Source organism: Pricia sp. (assembly GCF_041745955.1).
Taxonomy (GTDB): domain Bacteria; phylum Bacteroidota; class Bacteroidia; order Flavobacteriales; family Flavobacteriaceae; genus Pricia.
The window spans coordinates 1-17,161 of sequence record NZ_JBGTHY010000238.1; the positions used below are offsets into that span (position 1 = coordinate 1).

Consider the following 17,161-nt stretch of genomic DNA (forward strand, 5'->3'; position numbering starts at 1 on the left):
AAAGAAAAAAAGCAAAAGAGAATGTTGAAGGAAAACTTAAGCAACGACAAATTAAAACTAGTATTGCCAATTCTTCATATATTTCCAACGTTATCAATGCTTATGTTAACGGAGATTCTAGGGCCATCAAACAGTTATACGAAGAACCCAGCCTTTCTGATGAAAATCAGAATAATTTAAACCGACTGCTAAAGCAGTTCGGGCGAACACAAAAATCTGGGGCAGATAAAACCTTGACCGACAAAAAAGAAAAATTTTCAAAAATGAAGGAAGTAAAACAAGATAATACTTCTGTTAAGATACCTCCGTCACCATCAAATAATAAGTAAATGAGAAGCATATTTTTATCCGTTGTTTTTCTATTATTAATCAACTGCACCATGAAACCAGACCGTTCAAAATTTCAGGAACTTGAAAAGCATCTAGGTATCGAAAATTATGAGATAGTAGAAATTATACCAAAGAAGAATTTGGCAAAATATTTATACTTGGACAGCATCACAGGTAAGGTTTTTATTAAGTCATACTATAGTTCTCCAATAAAAAAGGAAAGTACTTCAAATACCATAAAATTCGATTATTTAGGAAATGTAGAAGACAAATATGACACCTATTTCATGTTAAATGATGGCACCATGTTTAACAGTGAATATTATTCTACCTGGGTTAAAGACGGTAATACTGTAAGACATAAATACTATGATCCCTTTTCCAAAATTGAAATAGAAGACCCCTACGAATTTGAAGCTAAAGAAAAAAATCCTGAAAAATGGTTACAAAAGTTTGAAGAGCTTTATGCTGAGGCATCCTATGTTTACGAATCTTCTTGGTGGTATTATTTCAAAGTGGAGGATAAATGGTATCTAATCAAATACAATTTAGAGATTGTTAACGATGAATTTGTGAAGAAACATCCAAAAAAAGAAGACCAAAAAGTCCGTATGATTCAGCTTAAAGACCTTTCCCCCGATTTCTCAATTCCACCCGAAGAGCGCAACACCGACCTAATCAAAGAAGTCGGTTACGACTCCACTTACGAAGAAGAGGTCGACAAGGGAATCTTCAGCTACGGCTTTTCGGCCGGCTGGTGGTACCTCGAAATCAATATGCCGTTCGGAGACCCGATACGGATTAAACGGTATAGTGATTTTAAGTCCCCCAACCTTCAGCTCTACAAAATTCCCGCTGCCTACGGTGGCCGCAATGACGTACTTTTTATTATACAGAAACCTGAGGAACTCTTCCCCGAACAGGTTGGCGGTATGTGGGTGATTCGCCCACGGGATGCCCAGCAGCCCGAACGTCGTTACAAGAGCATCTCGTACGGTGACACCTCAAAAGGACAACCGCATATCTTAAAATTTGAAGAAATGGATGATTATAAAAAGTGGATTGCCAAGAAAAAGGGATGATTTTGTCTCCGTCAATTCCTTCCCAAAGGATTTGTAAATAAAGTGTGTAATTTTTATCAGGGGCTATTTAATCAATAAAAACGTCCCTACCCCATCGTCCTCAAAATCGCAATAATATCCTCTTCCGTAGTATGGGGATTGATAAAGCAAAACCGAGCCACCGTCTCATAAGTGTCCCCTTGTTTCCATTTGGTCGGGGTTACCAGGGCAAAGCCTTCCCGGTGGTTTTTGTAGGTCCAGTCCCGATAGTCTTCGGGAGTCCAGCCCTTACGCCGGAAAAGCACACACGAAAGGCTGGGTTCGCGCACCAGTTCTACCACAGGGTTTTCGGTGATCAGCCTACCCGCCAAATTCGCCAACGAAATGCCTTGTTCTACCGCCCATTTATATTTGTCCGTACCGTGCATGGCGAGGGAAAACCATAAAGGCATACCCCGCACCCGACGTGTCAACTGAATCTGATAATCCGATGGATTAAAGCCTTGCGCGCCTTTATCCTTAAAAATATCAAGATACGAACCCTGCTGCGCATGAGCGTGTTTGGCCTGTTCAGGGTTTTTATAGATGACCGCCCCACAATCATAGGGTGAAAACAACCATTTATGGGGATCTATGGTTATGCTGTCCGCTTTTTCGATACCGTTGAACAGATGCCGTACGGAATCGGCGGCCAAGGCACCACCACCATAAGCGGCGTCTACGTGGAACCACAACTTTTCGGTTTCGCATATTTCCGCGATTCCCGAAAGGTCGTCGATGATGCCGGCATTGGTGGTGCCCCCGGTAGCGACCACGGCAAAAAGCCGTTTTCTTTGCTGGGTATCCAAAGTTTTTAGTACCGCTTGAAGTGCCTGTCCGGTCATGGCATCCTCGGTTTCGACTAGAAATAAATCGACATCGATGACCTTGGCCATGGCCTTCACGGAAGAATGGGCGCCAACGGAGGTAATGATGAGTCCCTTACTATTTTGGTTTTCGGGATGTTTTCGCCAGTGTTCCCGCGCGGTGACTAGGGCCGAAAGATTCGCGGCAGTGCCCCCGCTGGTAAAGACGCCGAAAGCAGGTTCCGGTAGTCCCGTTAGCGATACCAGCCATTTCATGGCCTCGTTCTCGCAGAAAATTCCTCCTGCACCTTCCATCCAGTAGGCTCCGTGAATACTTGATGCCGAGGTGACCAGATCGAATAGTATTGCAGCCCGTGAGGGAGCGGCCGGCACGAAGGCCAAATGCCGCGGATGGTCTATGGGTACGGTTGCCTTGACCAGCACATCGCGGAACAACCGAAAAGCGTTCTCGCCGCCAATACCTTTTGAGGTAATGGTCTCCCCGACCAACTCCCGCAGTTCCGCTTCTTTTTTGGGTCGGCCCATTTGAGGCGAAGTTCGGGTAATACGGTCGATGGCGTACTTCATGACGTCAAGGGTCATTTCTATGGAGGCGATGTCTATATTATGCACGTGTGTTGTTTTTAGGGATAAGATGATTTTTAAACGGCTTAGTTTTTTGATAGCCTAAGGTTGACTTAGGCCGGTAAGACCTAGAACGGAGGATAAGAAAACGTGAAGTATGCCTGTCGCCCTGAGGGTTCGATGAATAATTCTTTCAACAAAGAAAAGCATCTTCAGACCACTACGTTTCCAAAACGGTAAACTCCAACCGCAAAGGCTCTAAAGTTTTTATCAAGGTGGGAATCAAATCCTCCCCCAACTCAAGATACAATTCCGAGAAATTTAAGTGGCGCTCCTGCAACGATTGACCGGGGAAAAGCGTATTCTGTATTTCGGTCATACGCTGTACTTGATCTTCGAGCTTTCGTTTTTGGGCCCGTAACAGGCGTTTTTCAAGATTTTCCAGTCCTTTTTTTTGTTTGACCTCTTGGGCCTTTACCGCTCCCAAAAAGGACTTATCAGTCTGCTCGGCCAAGTCGTAGAGTGCTTTGAACTGAGCTTCCAACAGCGTTTTCTGGGGACTAAAATCGATATCGATATTCGATATTTCCCTGATTTTCTTATTGATCAAGCTACTTTGCTTCAGAAAGACATCGGCCACCGAAAGGTTCATTTTTTGCAATTTTTTACTCTGCTTTTCCGTAATGACCAAAACGGAATTTCGGGGCAGCAACACAGGAAAAGGTACTTCCATGGCCTCGAACATGGATTTAAGTTGGAGCCAGTACGCAATTTCGCCGCCACCGCCTATGTAGCAAAGATTGGGCAGTATAACTTCTTGGTAGAGAGGACGGGCGATGACATTGGGCGAAAAACGTTCGGGATGACGATCTAGCTCCTTCGCTAGTTCATCCTTGGAAAACCGGAGTTCGCTGTTGTCGATAAAATAGGTGCTTTCCTGTTCGATGATGCGTTCCCGAAGGCCATCCTTTAGGTAAAAATAATTGATTTCCCGGGGATTGACCTGTATCCCATACTTTTCGGGCAACTCCTCGATTTCAGCAACGGTTTCCGAAACTTTTTCAAAAGAGAGGTTCTCGAAAATATCTTTTTGAGCGTAGGGAACCAGTAGTTTTTTTAGATGTGCATCGTCCCCGTCAAGAATAACCAAGCCGTATGCCCCGAACAGTTCATTGGCCAAATATCGGGTAGCCTCCGTGAGGGTACCGTGCTCCAGATAGGCGCTTCGAAACAGTGCTTTAAGCCGTTCGGCATTGGCACTGCTTCCCAAGGCATTGGCAAAGGCTTCGAAAACATCCTCTAGACCACTGGTTTTCAAAGGGCCAACTGCCCCGGCAGCATCCCGGTTCCATTGCAGTTTTTTTCCCTTGAAATTAAAATAGTTGATTTCCTCGAAATCGTGGTCCTCGGTCGCCATCCAATACACAGGCACAAAATTGTACTTCGGATAGGCCTTTTTCAGGTCCTTGGTAAGATTAATGGTCGAAATGATCTTGTAGAGAAAATACAGCGGGCCGGTGAACAGGTTCAGCTGATGGCCGGTGACGACGGTAAAGGTAATCGGCTCCTTCAGTTTTTTGAGGTGGCTTTCCGTTTCACCACTTATGACAACATCCTTATATTGAATCCGTAACCTATTGTACAAAATTTCTCGGTTGGCATCGGGAAAATGGGTCACCTTTTCCGCTATCCGTGCTTCAAAGTTTTCCAACTTCGGAAAGCTATTGTAAAGGCTTTTTAAACTCGACTTTTCAGCAAGGTAATCGCAGATAAATTCGGTGAAATAGCCGGTCCGGTCGAAAGCAAGGTGGTCGATATTCATAGATGGTAAATATAATATTCTGGATTTTGGGCTATTGCTAAAAATACGTTAATTACGTTTATCCCGATTTTAGGTTAATGGTGGACTTTGCGTCCTTTTATGGCGGTAATTGCTTAATTTTGATGGGAATTAAAAAAAATCATTTGAAAGCATTTTTACTTCTACTATCCTTCGCGACTTTCTTTTTTGCACAAGGCCAAAACCTAAAATCCCCCTCGGAATTTCTGGGCTATGAACTCGGCACCCAGTTTACACGGCACCATCAGGTCGTCGACTACTATCAATATTTGGCGGATGCGGCATCCGATCGGGTGCAACTGCAAGAATACGGACAGACCAATGAGCGCAGGCCGTTGCTACTGGCCTACATCTCATCCAAAGAAAATATCGCCGACCTTGAGAACATCCGTAAGGCGCATATCGCAACTACCGACGGCAATGGAAACACATCGAAAGCGATCGTTTGGCTGAGCTATAATGTGCATGGCAACGAAAGCGTGAGTACCGAGGCCTCGATGCTGACCGTCTATACCCTGCTGACCGATAAAAGCGAGTACCTAGAAAACACGGTCGTGCTTATCGACCCCTGCATCAATCCCGATGGGCGCGAGCGTTACGTCAATTGGTACCATCAGTACAAAAACACCCCGAACAACGCCGATCCCAATAGTAAGGAGCATCACGAGCCTTGGCTGAACGGCCGCGCCAACCATTATATGTTCGACCTCAACCGTGATTGGGCCTGGCTGACCCAGATCGAAAGCCAAAAGCGTATCAAGATGTTCAATCAATGGCTGCCGCACGTTCACGTCGATTTTCACGAACAGGGCGTCGATGCCCCCTATTATTTTGCGCCGGCAGCGGAGCCTTTTCACGAGGTCATCACCGATTTTCAGCGGGAATTTCAGGTGACCGTAGGAAAGAACCACGCCAAATATTTCGATGCCAAGGGATGGTTCTATTTTACCAAGGAAATTTTCGACCTCCTCTACCCCAGTTATGGCGATACCTACCCGACCTACAATGGTAGCATCGGTATGACCTATGAACAGGGCGGTAGCGGCGAGGCCGGCTTGGCCATTGAAACCAGTATCGGAGACACTTTGACCTTAAAGGATAGAATTGCACACCACTTTACGACGGGAATATCGACGGTGGAAATTTCCTCGCAAAATGCCGAACGATTGAATTCCGAGTTCAAGAAATTCTATACGAAAAAGGATTATAAATACAAGAGCTTCGTTCTTAATGGGGATACTGATAAAATAGATGCCCTGACCCGACTTTTGGCACAACATGAAATCGAATATGGATGGGGAAAGGATGGAAACACCAAAGGATATAACTATCTGACCGGAAAAAGCGGGAGTCTAAAAACCTCCGAAAAGAGCCTCGTAGTTTCGACGGAACAGAAAAAAGGCACCTTGGTCAAAGTGCTGTTCGAACCCAACGCGATGCTAAGTGATTCCCTTACCTATGATATTACCGCATGGTCTTTGCCGTATGCGTATGGCCTTGATGCGGTGGCCTCGGAAAGTAGCGTAGTGTCGGATTTGGCTACCAATGGTTGGACTCCTGATCCGTCCAAAAACGCGAATCTTTCAAAGGATGCTTACGCCTTCCTGACCGATTGGAACAGTTTTAACGATGCGCAATTCTTGGCGGAGCTGCAACAAAAGGATATTCGCGTGCGCTATGCCCTAAAACCGTTTACGATGGATAGTGTCGATTACGATCGCGGCAGTCTTATCATTACCCGTGCCGATAATAAAAACCGAACGGATTTTCTAGAAAATCTTTCCGAAATCGCTTCCAAGCACCATATTTTATTGAACGCAACCAGCACAGGTTTTGTGGAGGGGGGAAAAGACTTTGGTTCCGGCTCTGTGGCAATGGTCGATGCTCCCAAGGTGGCCCTTGTCTCAGGCGAACCCACCTCCACCTTACAATTTGGGGAAATCTGGCATTTTTTCGAACAGCAGTTGCGTTATCCTGTCACGGTTATCGATACCGAGTATATGGCCGGCGTCGACCTTTCGGAATACGATGTGCTTGTTTTACCCGATGGCGAAGCGTATAAGGATTTTTTGGATGCCGATACATTAAAGCTCCTAAAAGAATGGGTACACAGTGGCGGCAAATTGATCGCTATGGGCGATGCCTTGAAAGGATTGACCGGCGAAAACGGGTTCAGCGTAAAGGTCAAGGAAATCGAAAAAGATAGTACGATCAACCTACAATCCCACGACGAAAACGAACGCGAACAGATCAAAAACGCCATTACCGGGGCCATTTTCAAGACCAAGGTCGATGAAACGCATCCGTTGGCGTTCGGGTACGATGACACTTATTTCAGCCTAAAATTGGGCGATAATTCCTACGAGTACTTAAAGGATGGCACAGTGGTCTATTTGGAAGCCGATAGCACCAAGCCCGTCGCCGGATTTGCAGGGAGCGAGGCCCAAAAGAAAATTGGCGAGACCCTTATTTTCGGTGTCGAGAAACATGGTGACGGAAAGGTCGTTTACATGGTCGACAACCCGCTCTTTCGCGGTTTTTGGGAAAACGGGAAGCTGTTTTTTGCCAATGCACTTTTTATGGTGGAATAGGATGCGTCAAAAACACGATTACTTCAGTCGAAGTTTGAGCACATAATCGTCTGCAGTCATAAAAAGTGTCTTTTGTTCCGTGGTAAACGCACAATTCGAAGTTGCTTCGCCGGTATTGATCCGGGCGATGGGTCTGGCATCTGGGCTGAATATCCAAATTCCGCCAGGGCCGGTCGCGAACAGATAGCCCTTTTTGTGCATCTTCATACCGTCCGGAAGTCCTTGCTGGCCTTCTTTACCCACCAGATCGGTGACATCGAAAAATAACTGCCTGTTTATTGTTTTCCCGGGATTCGTGACATCGTATCGGTACCACACCGCATGTTCCGGGTCGGATACCGCTACATATAATTTGGATCCATCGGGAGAAAGGGCAATACCGTTCGGGCGAGACAGCTTGTCCACCAAAATAAGTTCACCTGATTTCTTCAAGCAATAGACGCCCTGAAAATCAAGTTCCTTGGTGGGATCATCCATTTGTTCGGGCAGGCCATACGGCGGGTCGGTGAAATAAAGATTACCGTCGGCATCGAAAACCCCGTCATTCGGACTGTTGAATTTTTTGTCTTCGTAGTTGTCGACAAGGGTTTCGTATTCGGGTTTAGGGTCGTTTACCGAAGTTTTCATTTGGGCTACTCGGCGTTCACCGTGTTGTAGAAGTACGAGTACTCCATCCGGACTCAGCAGAAGTCCGTTTGAACCCGGTTCTTTACCGTATGGGCCTTTGCCCAGATATCCGGAGGGATATAAATATTCGGAGGTCTTTCCCTCGGCATCAATTTTAAATACTTTGTTTTTTGGGATATCCGAAAAAAGCAGATAATCACCGTTGGCGATCCACAAAGGGCCTTCCGTCCAAGTGAAGCCGCTACCGATAACCTCTATTTCAGCATTGGGATCGATAAGCTCAAGGGCTTCGTCCGCCAAAATCTCGATGGAAAATCGGTGTTGTTTTTCTTGGGAGGATACCGTGACCGATAAGGCCGAAAAAGCTAAAAATAGGATGGTCTTCATAATGGTTTTAATTCGTGTTGAGTTAAAGCTGAAATGGCGCATAAGGCGATCGTGGATTTGGCACAACTTAATACTAGTTCACGATTTGAGTTATGAAAAAGATGATCGTCATCGCCGATACGCCCAAGGTCAAAGTCCCCAAGGTCTGCACTTGATTTCCTTGTTTTACATCCATACCTGTGAGCTGCGTGAGTACCCAGAAAAAACTGTCATTGGCATGGGATACTACTGTCGACCCCGCACCGATGGCCAGTACGGTCATGGTCTTCATAAAAGGATCTTCGAGTCCGAGGGCGGGCATCATCGGGGCCACTATAGAGGCCGTAGTTATCAGGGCCACGGTAGATGATCCCTGGGTCGTCTTTAAGCAGGCAGCCAATAGAAACGGAAAGAACAGGCCGATAGACATCCCCGAAAAGCTTTCTGTAATGAGCTCCGCAAAGCCGGAGTTCTGTAGCATTGCCCCAAAAATACCTCCGGCACCGGTTATTAGGATAATCGGCGCGGCAATCAACAAAGAATCGCCCAACCATCCTGTGGCAGAATAGACTTTATCATCAAGCTTGTCGGGCAAAAGCAATGATAAGATTACCCCAATCAACAGCGAGATCACTGGCTCCCCAAAGAACGCTATTGCCGGATAAACCGGCGAGGTAGTCAGTTCAAGCTGCGGGTAATCGAAAATGGACTTCAGAACGATAAGTACGATGGGAACGACGATACACAAAAGCGAAAGCCTCAATTTCGGCTTATGCAGGGCATCGGGCGAAGTCTCGATCTTTATGGGAATCTTGACCTTGGAAGCGATTTTGGTCGCGAAAAAATAGCAGCTAACAAGCGACAGCATACTGATAATTAGGCCCCAAAGTATTACACTTCCTAGTTCAGCGCCTAAAATCCCGGCCGCCGCAATCGGTCCCGGAGTCGGTGGCACCATCACGTGGGTAGCCGTAAGGCCAAGTGCCAATGCTGCGGTCGTACCCGCATAAGAGACCTTTGCCTTATCGGAAAGCGCCTTGTTCAACGAGTTCATAATGATAAACGCAGAGTCGGCAAAAACGGGAATGGATAACAAATATCCGGTCATCATCATCGCCAAATGAATGGACTTCTCCCCTATTAGCTTGAGCATTCGCGTAGCTATGACCATGGCCCCACCGGATTTCTCAAGAATAGTTCCAATAGCGACCCCAAAGAAAATAATGAGTCCGATTTTGCCCATGATACTCCCGAAGCCCGTATTGACCGAAGATATAATATCTGCGACATCCATACCGGTAATAAATCCGTAGGCGATCGCGGCCAACAGCAACACAAAAAACGGATGGATCTTCCAACGGACTATGCCGATGATGATAAAGGCAAGGGCGATGATGAGGGCAATAACGTAGATCATTTCAGTTGGTTTTTGAATTATTATTTAGAAAAATTCAAGGTTCAATTCTGCCGATGACAGGTTTAAGGTTGAGGGTTCAGGGCTCAGGGCTCAGGGCTCAGGTAAAAAAAACTTTAAACCTTAAATCAAACCGCAAAGCGGTTTTGAACCTTAAAGTTTACTGCATACCGGGACTGCAACTGCCAACTGGTTTCACCATTCCGTAAAACTACCATCTTCATTTCTCCAAATGGGATTCGACCAATTATGTCCGATTTTTTGTCCTTCTTTCAACTTTTCTTCGTTCATCCCTACGCCCAATCCCGGATTTTTGAGCAGGTCGATATAGCCGTCTTTCACTTCAAAAACTTCCGGGTTTTCCATATAATCCAACAGGTCGAAACCTTGGTTGTAATGAATGCCGAGACTGCTTTCCTGTATGACCGCGTTGATGCTGGCAAAATCGATATGCAGGCAAGACGCCAAGGCGATGGGACCCAGCGGACAATGCGGCGCCAAGGCCACGTCGTAGGCTTCAGCCATACTCGCTATTCTTCGCACTTCGGATATTCCCCCGGCATGACTGAGATCGGGTTGAATAATGTCTACGGTGCCTCGATGTAACAATTCCTTAAAATCCCAGCGGGAAAATAGGCGCTCGCCCGTTGCGATGGGAATACCGGAATACGGATAAATATGATCGAGTGCCTCGTTGTTTTCGCTCAACACCGGTTCTTCGAAGAACATGGGATTGTAGGGCGAAAGGGCGTCGATCAATCGTTTGACCATGCCTTTGTGTACCCGTCCGTGGAAATCCAGTCCGATATCGAGATCGTCGCCGAATTCGTTGCGCAACACTATCATATTTTCGGTAACGGCTCGAATCTTTTTTACGGAATCGATCCATTCAAAAGGTCCGGTTGCGTTCATCTTAACGGCTTTATAGCCCTGTTGCACTTTTTCCCGGGCCTGTTCAAGAACCACTTCGGGATTATCGCCTCCGATCCAACAGTACATTTTCATTTTCTGGCGTACCGCCCCACCCAAAAGTTCGTAGACGGGAACGCCTAAATGTTTCCCTTTAATATCCCACAAGGCCTGATCGATTCCGGAGATGGCACTCATCAGAATCGGGCCGCCCCGATAAAACCCGCCGCGGTAAAGGGTCTGCCAAATATCCTCGATGTCGTTTGCTGATCGGCCGATAACGAATTGCGAAAGTTCATTGACGCAGGCTTCGACGGTGGCCGCCTTGCCCTCGACAACCGGTTCGCCCCAACCGATGATTCCGTTTTTGGTGGTCATTTTTAGGAACAACCAGCGTGGCGGCACCTTGAAGAGTTCTATTTTTTCTATACGCAGTTCGTCCATTGTGGATGTTACTTTTTTATCGATGTATTGTTCTGCATTTTTTAAAGCATGTTTCGACCCGTGTTTTTTCCTTCCTGCTTCTTGACTCTTATTTTCTTATCGGCTCAAAAATCACTTTTATCCATTAAATTACCGGGGCACCTCGATCAATACTCCAGCGGCACCTCTATAAATCCTCCAAAAGGCTTATGAATTTTTTCGCCAAATCCGATATCCTCTTAAAATCGGCATCCGTTCGGACGCTGCTTTTCACTAAACTGCTCCCTAGCCCAACTCCCTCAATACCTGCATCGAACCAATCCCGCATATTACTTTCGTTCACGCCCCCGACCGCAAAAAAGGGAACGGAATCAAAAGGGCCTTTGAGGGATTTAAAATACGAAATCCCCAGGTCCCCTGCTGGAAACAGTTTTATAATATCGGCACCGTAGGCCAGCGCATCGGCGACCTCAGTAGGACTCATCGCCCCCATCAGTACGGGTATGCCGTTCGTTTCACATATTTCAGCATTTTCACCCATTACCGCCACCTCTTTGTTCGTGTTCGGAGTTACCAAAAACTGGGCTCCGCTTGCTAATGCCTGTTTTGCCAAAGCGCCAGTGGTTATCGTTCCGGCCCCGATCAGGACGTTGGGATGCCGTTCGCGCGCTTTTTCAATTTCTTCGGCAAAACCAGGGGTATTGGTCGTAATTTCCAAGACCTGTATCCCACCAGCTATCAAAGCATGCACAGTTCGCTCTACCGCAGCCTGTTCCTTCAACCTGATGATAGATATCAACTTGGCGGCGAGTATACGGTCGATTATGTCTTGTTTTCCGATCATCGTATGACGTGTCCCGAAATATTTCCTTCGACTATCGAATTGATTTCCTGTTCGCTACTGGTATGGATATCGCCGATCATTGTATGTTTTAATGCAAAGGCGGCCGTAGCGAAATCGATGGATTTTTGCTGATTCCAGCCTTTGTCCAATGCATGCAGAAAACCCGCTGCAAAGGCATCGCCAGTACCAAAGCGATCTGTAATTTCGATGGAATACGTATTTGAAATTATGGGTTCATCATCTGAAATAACGGCGCCGCCTAATTGGTTTACCGAAGCTGAACTATGGTCACGGATGGTAAACGCTAGCTGCTTTACCCCGAACAGATGTCTTGCCTTTCGAAGGGCGTCGAGGGTCTGGTCAGTGGGATTGTTGCCGTTGAAAACCAATCCATATACGTCTTTTAGTACGCCGATGTTTCCAAAGACTAAGTGGGTATGTTCCAAAATCCGATCGAAGATTATTTTTGCCTTCCCGGAACTTTCCCAAAGGCTTCGTCTGTAGTTCAGGTCAAAACTGACCTTTACACCCATTTTTTGTGCTGTCTTTACTGCCAAAACGCATTGTTCGGCACATTGTTTCGACAACGCGGGCGTGATTCCGGAAACATGTAGCCATTTTTGATTTTTTAGGAGGTGTTCCCAATCGAACTCCCCCGCTTTAATGCTGGCTATCGCCGAGTCGGCCCTATCGTAAACCACCCGTGAGGGACGGATGGAACTACCCAATTCGATAAAATAGGTGCCAATTCTGCCCTCACTTTCGAGAAGATTCTCAGTGCACACCTGATATTTGTCAAGGGATTGCCGAGCGGCCTGGCCCAATGGATTTTCGGGCAACTTACTGATAAACTGGACGTTGTTTCCCAAGCATGCCAAAGAAACTGCTACGTTGGATTCCGAACCGGCATAATCTACGGCAAAAAGTTGGGTAGTGCGAAGACGGTCGGCCTTGCCTGTGGGAACAAGACGCAGCATAATCTCGCCAAAAGTGGAAAAGGACATTGATAGGTTGATTTTCCTCTAAAGTAAGGAAAAAAACTAAAGTAGCGGAAGGCAGTTGCAAGAGGACAATTTTTTATTTAAGAGGAAAACCGAAACTAGGTCATCGTTTCGAAAATCACAACGAGGCCACAGGCCCTACCGTTGCTTCCAGACCAGAAAGTTGCGGAATGTATTATGAATTCTTTGCGAACCTTACGCTTTCTTTGCGTTCCCTTCGATGGTGCCCAAGACCGGTTTTGCCATTCAAAACCATACAAGGCTCGCCGTACAGATCAAAATCCGCAGCTTCGGTGATTTTAATATCGGTGAATTCCCCTTGCTTCAAATAGAATTTAGCGGCATCGATCAGCACCTCGTTGTCGACATCGGGGGAATCGAATTCCGTGCGTCCAACAAAATAATTGCCTTCCTTTCGGTCGATAATACAACGGAAAGTTTTTCCTATTTTCTCCTGATTGAGTTCCCAAGAGATCTGGGACTGGATTTCCATGATCTCGTTGGCACGCTCCTGTTTAATTTCTTCGGGTACGTCATCCTCTAAATTATAGGCATGCGTATCTTCTTCATGGCTATAGGTAAAACAGCCCAATCGCTCGAACCGCATTGCCGTCACCCAATTCTTAAGCGTTTGGAAATCGTCTTCGGTCTCGCCGGGATAGCCTACGATCAAAGTCGTACGGATGGTCATTCGAGGTACGGCGGCCCTGAATTCCTGCAACAATTTAGTCGTCTTGGCCTGCGTGGTACCCCGACGCATGCTTTTCAGAATGCTATCGGAAATATGCTGTAACGGAATATCAAGATAGTTACAGATTTTCGGCTCCCGTTTCATGACATCCAAAACATCCATGGGGAAACCTGTGGGGAAGGCATAGTGCAAACGGATCCATTCAATGCCCTCGACCTGGACCAAATTTTCCAAAAGTTCGGCGAGGTTCCGTTTTTTGTAAAGATCCAGTCCGTAATACGTAAGATCTTGTGCGATCAAAATCAGTTCCTTGACGCCTTTCGCGGCCAATTTCTCGGATTCGTTGACCAGTTCGGCTATCGGTTTGCTCCTGTGCTTGCCTCGCATAAGGGGAATCGCACAAAAAGAACAAGGTCGGTCGCAGCCTTCGGCAATCTTTAGATAGGCATAATTTTTCGGGGTCGTGACCAAACGCTCACCGATCAGCTCGTGTTTGTAATCGGCACCCAAGGCTTTCAAAAGGTTCGGCAGTTCGCTGGTGCCGAAATATTCGTCCACATCAGGAATCTCCTTTTGAAGATCGGGCTTGTAGCGTTCGCTAAGGCATCCTGTTACAAAAACCTTGTCGACTTCGCCGGCTTTTTTCCTCTGAACGTACTCCAAGATAGTATTGACACTTTCTTCCTTGGCATTGGCGATAAATCCACAGGTATTGATAACCACCACGTTACCTTCCTCTTCATGCACCACTTCTTTGTCATTGGCACGCAATTGCCCCATGAGCACTTCGGAATCGTACACATTTTTCGAGCAGCCCAAGGTGACGACGTTGATTTTATTTTTTTTGAGGGATTTTGTGCGCATCTTTTAATTTAAAGCTGCAAAGGTACGTTATACTGCCGTCAATCTTGAAATTTCTGAGGAATATGCCGCACTCGGATAGCTTTTTCAAAAGCTTTGCCCAGTACCAACAGTTTGTCTTCCTGAAAAGGTTTGGCGATAAAAGTGAGGTTGACAGGTTCACCGGTTTCCCTATATCCCATGGGAACGGTCAGCGCAGGGTATTTGGCGACTGCGGCGTAGCCGGCGTGGTAATTATTAATGGATAGGATGGCATCTAGATTATGCTCGTCCATCGCCCTATCGAAGAATATGCGTCCATTTTTTTGTAAGGTGGATTTAATTTCTTCAAGACCGGCCACTGTCGTTGAATCGGCCAGAATACCCTCAAAAAGGGATTGGCCGTAAGGAATTCGCACCAATGAATCGGATGCATTGAAGGCGACCGCATCTTTAATGGAGGAAATCTTTACCCCATCCTTATTTTTTACCTGTGTTTGGATATACTTGGGCAGGTCATTTCGCATATCGATGTTGAGGATACTTAGAAAACCGACCATTTTCACCTCGGGCGGGGTGAATTCAATGATTTCAGCTCCGGCTTCCCTCATTTTTTCTACAGTGCCTTTATAAAGGGAATCTTCTGCAATCAAGCTTGTCATCGCCCCGAAGCGTTTTCCTTTTAATGAGGTGCTTTCGGTAACGGCTTTCAAATAATCGGTATCCGAAGCTACCGATTTGGTGTCCGTGGCATCTTTACCGGTCATGGCGGAAAGTAAGATGGCGTTGTCCGTTACATTTTTGGTCATGGGGCCCGGAGTATCCAAAGTACTGGAGATAGGTACGATGCCCGTTCGGCTCAAAAGGCCTACCGTTGGTTTCAGACCCACTACCGAGTTTTGGCCACTGGGCGATAAAATGGAACCGCTTGTTTCAGTCCCTACCGCAGCCACGGCATAATTGGCAGCGACCGAAGTGCCGCTACCGGAACTGGAACCGCCCGTCTCGAAAATCCGCCGCCCATAGGGATTAAGGGTTTGTCCGCCTACGGCACTATAGCCGACGGGGCATCCCTCGCACAAAAAATAAGCCCATTCGCTTAGATTGACCTTTCCCAAGATTAATGCCCCGTTCTTTTTCAGTCGTTGGGCGATAAAGGAATTATCGGTAACATTATCGATCAATGCAATAGATCCCGCAGTGGTATTCATGCCCGAGACCCCGATATTATCTTTGAGCAAAATGGGCATTCCAAAAATAGGATGGCGCTTTTCATTGGGGTTCGCAGCTACCTCAGCGTCGCATTTTCTAGCTTCGGCAATTACATTTTCATTCAGGGCGATTACCGTATTCAAGGTAGTGGCGTTGTCCAACTCATAGCGGTATATCCTATAGAGATAAAAAAGGACTAGTTTTTCATAGTTCAACTTTCCTTCGACGATATGGGATTGTATCGTGGGAATATCCTGTTCCAAAATCAAAGGTTTCAAGGCATTGTATTCCGTATCCGTCATTTTGGAAACTTCACCGTACAAAGGCCGGAAGACTTCATTTTTATCCAATACCTTCGATTGGATAAGCTTGTAGCGCATCCGTTCGATCTCATGATCTTGATTGGCGGCCACTTCGGCGGAATCGTTGTAGGGTTTCCAGAGAACGATATCGGCCGCAGCTTCTTGTTTATCCTCTTGACAAGAAAAAATACAAAGTGCGATGACGGTAGCGCAACCTATTTTATGTAGCATATTTTATCCGAAAAAAGAATCCACAAACTCATACTTATTGAACACCTGCAAATCTTCGACGCCTTCCCCGACCCCGATGTACTTAACGGGGATCTGGAACTGGTCGGATATACCGATGACGACCCCGCCTTTTGCTGTACCGTCCAGTTTCGTGACGGCCAGCGCAGTGACTTCGGTCGCCTTGGTGAATTGCTTGGCTTGTTCAAAGGCATTCTGTCCCGTTGAACCATCGAGCACGAGCAACACCTCGTGGGGCGTATCGTCTATTACTTTTTGCATGACCCTTTTGACCTTGGTCAGCTCGTTCATCAGGTTCACCTTGTTATGCAGCCGGCCTGCTGTATCGATAATGACCACGTCGGCATCCTGTTTTACCGCAGAACTGAGGGTATCGAAGGCCACCGAGGCCGGATCACTGCCCATTTTCTGTTTTACGAGAGGCACATCGACCCTATCCGCCCAGACCTGCAATTGACCGATAGCTGCCGCACGAAACGTATCCGCTGCACCTAAAACTACTTTAAGTCCTTGTTTCTTGAATTGATAGGCCAATTTTCCTATAGTTGTGGTCTTGCCCACGCCATTGACGCCAACGACCATGATCACATAGGGTTTTTTATCCCGAGGGATCTCATATTCGGTAGCTTCCCCCGAATTGGTCTCGGAAAGCAGTCCTGCGATCTCTTCACGAAGAATGGCGTTGAGCTCATCCGTGCCCATATATTTATCCTTGGAAACGCGAGCTTCGATACGCTTAATGATTTTTAAAGTCGTGTTCACGCCCACATCCGAGGTTACCAGTACCTCCTCTAAATTATCGAGTACGTCGTCATCTACTTTGGACTTACCGGCAACGGCCTTACCGAGCTTGGAGAAAAAGGAGGACTTGGATTTTTCAAGTCCTTTATCGAGGGTCTCTTTTTTTTGGGGGGAAAATATATTTTTGAAAAGGCTCATGGATTTGCTGGATTGGTTGTTCCAAAGATAATAAAGTAGTAGTCAAGTTCAAGCGCAAGTTCAAGTTCAAAAAAAAAGCCCCAACCTATCGG

Annotated in this window: 13 protein-coding genes; 3 read left to right on the top strand and 10 right to left on the bottom strand. The window is 46.5% G+C overall.

Features of this window, described 5'->3' with window-relative positions:
- Both ACEW8S_RS08595 and ACEW8S_RS08600 read left to right on the top strand, forming a co-directional pair.
- On the top strand, positions 1–329 hold a 329-nt coding region (locus tag ACEW8S_RS08595; protein WP_373517747.1), incomplete at its 5' end, for a hypothetical protein.
- A gap of 51 nt (positions 330–380) precedes the next feature.
- Positions 381–1,412, top strand: a complete 1,032-nt coding sequence (locus ACEW8S_RS08600) for a hypothetical protein (protein ID WP_373517748.1) — start codon at positions 381–383, stop codon at positions 1,410–1,412.
- A gap of 86 nt (positions 1,413–1,498) precedes the next feature.
- On the opposite strand, the gene ACEW8S_RS08605 is transcribed toward ACEW8S_RS08600, so the two are convergent.
- Both ACEW8S_RS08605 and bshC read right to left on the bottom strand, forming a co-directional pair.
- Positions 1,499–2,869 carry an aspartate aminotransferase family protein gene (locus tag ACEW8S_RS08605; RefSeq protein WP_373517749.1) on the bottom strand — a complete coding sequence of 457 codons (1,371 nt, stop codon included), beginning with the start codon at positions 2,867–2,869 and terminating at the stop codon, positions 1,499–1,501.
- A 172-nt stretch (positions 2,870–3,041) separates the two neighbouring features.
- Complete coding sequence (gene bshC / locus ACEW8S_RS08610; protein WP_373517750.1) at positions 3,042–4,643, bottom strand: bacillithiol biosynthesis cysteine-adding enzyme BshC; 1,602 nt, start codon at positions 4,641–4,643, stop codon at positions 3,042–3,044.
- Positions 4,644–4,765: 122 nt separating this feature from the next.
- On the opposite strand from bshC, the gene ACEW8S_RS08615 reads away from it, so the two are divergent.
- Positions 4,766–7,252, top strand: coding sequence for a M14 family metallopeptidase (locus tag ACEW8S_RS08615; protein ID WP_373517751.1), 2,487 nt, complete (start codon positions 4,766–4,768; stop codon positions 7,250–7,252).
- 18 nt (positions 7,253–7,270) lie between these two features.
- Here the strand turns inward: ACEW8S_RS08615 and ACEW8S_RS08620 are convergent, their stop codons facing one another.
- The 8 genes from ACEW8S_RS08620 to ftsY form a co-directional block, all read right to left on the bottom strand.
- Positions 7,271–8,266 (bottom strand): SMP-30/gluconolactonase/LRE family protein, encoded by a 996-nt coding sequence (locus ACEW8S_RS08620; RefSeq protein ID WP_373517752.1) that lies wholly within the window; start codon positions 8,264–8,266, stop codon positions 7,271–7,273.
- Positions 8,267–8,339: 73 nt separating this feature from the next.
- Positions 8,340–9,662 carry a GntP family permease gene (locus ACEW8S_RS08625; RefSeq protein WP_373517753.1) on the bottom strand — a complete coding sequence of 441 codons (1,323 nt, stop codon included), beginning with the start codon at positions 9,660–9,662 and terminating at the stop codon, positions 8,340–8,342.
- Positions 9,663–9,854: 192 nt separating this feature from the next.
- Entirely contained in the window at positions 9,855–11,003 is a 1,149-nt protein-coding gene (gene dgoD / locus ACEW8S_RS08630) for a galactonate dehydratase (RefSeq protein ID WP_373517759.1), read from the bottom strand.
- A 175-nt stretch (positions 11,004–11,178) separates the two neighbouring features.
- Positions 11,179–11,835: a bifunctional 4-hydroxy-2-oxoglutarate aldolase/2-dehydro-3-deoxy-phosphogluconate aldolase gene (locus ACEW8S_RS08635; RefSeq protein WP_373517754.1), complete on the bottom strand. Its 657-nt coding sequence runs from the start codon at positions 11,833–11,835 to the stop codon at positions 11,179–11,181.
- On the bottom strand, positions 11,832–12,839 hold the full coding sequence (locus ACEW8S_RS08640; protein ID WP_373517755.1) for a PfkB family carbohydrate kinase: 1,008 nt from the start codon (positions 12,837–12,839) through the stop codon (positions 11,832–11,834). The genes ACEW8S_RS08635 and ACEW8S_RS08640 overlap by 4 nt, the downstream gene beginning before the upstream one ends.
- 172 nt (positions 12,840–13,011) lie before the next feature.
- On the bottom strand, positions 13,012–14,391 hold the full coding sequence (rimO, locus tag ACEW8S_RS08645) for a 30S ribosomal protein S12 methylthiotransferase RimO (protein ID WP_373517756.1): 1,380 nt from the start codon (positions 14,389–14,391) through the stop codon (positions 13,012–13,014).
- Between the two features lie 38 nt (positions 14,392–14,429).
- Positions 14,430–16,112, bottom strand: coding sequence for an amidase family protein (locus tag ACEW8S_RS08650; protein WP_373517757.1), 1,683 nt, complete (start codon positions 16,110–16,112; stop codon positions 14,430–14,432).
- A 3-nt stretch (positions 16,113–16,115) separates the two neighbouring features.
- Positions 16,116–17,069 carry a signal recognition particle-docking protein FtsY gene (gene ftsY, locus ACEW8S_RS08655; protein ID WP_373517758.1) on the bottom strand — a complete coding sequence of 318 codons (954 nt, stop codon included), beginning with the start codon at positions 17,067–17,069 and terminating at the stop codon, positions 16,116–16,118.
- Positions 17,070–17,161: the final 92 nt, after the last annotated feature.

Coding starts and splice junctions, on each gene's coding strand:
- ACEW8S_RS08650 (WP_373517757.1), bottom strand. CDS start 16,112: ATGCTACATAAAATAGGTTGCGCTACCGTCATCGCACTTTGTATTTTT.
- ACEW8S_RS08635 (WP_373517754.1), bottom strand. CDS start 11,835: ATGATCGGAAAACAAGACATAATCGACCGTATACTCGCCGCCAAGTTG.
- ACEW8S_RS08625 (WP_373517753.1), bottom strand. CDS start 9,662: ATGATCTACGTTATTGCCCTCATCATCGCCCTTGCCTTTATCATCATC.
- ACEW8S_RS08640 (WP_373517755.1), bottom strand. CDS start 12,839: ATGTCCTTTTCCACTTTTGGCGAGATTATGCTGCGTCTTGTTCCCACA.
- ftsY (WP_373517758.1), bottom strand. CDS start 17,069: ATGAGCCTTTTCAAAAATATATTTTCCCCCCAAAAAAAAGAGACCCTC.
- rimO (WP_373517756.1), bottom strand. CDS start 14,391: ATGCGCACAAAATCCCTCAAAAAAAATAAAATCAACGTCGTCACCTTG.
- ACEW8S_RS08620 (WP_373517752.1), bottom strand. CDS start 8,266: ATGAAGACCATCCTATTTTTAGCTTTTTCGGCCTTATCGGTCACGGTA.
- bshC (WP_373517750.1), bottom strand. CDS start 4,643: ATGAATATCGACCACCTTGCTTTCGACCGGACCGGCTATTTCACCGAA.
- ACEW8S_RS08615 (WP_373517751.1), top strand. CDS start 4,766: ATGGGAATTAAAAAAAATCATTTGAAAGCATTTTTACTTCTACTATCC.
- ACEW8S_RS08600 (WP_373517748.1), top strand. CDS start 381: ATGAAACCAGACCGTTCAAAATTTCAGGAACTTGAAAAGCATCTAGGT.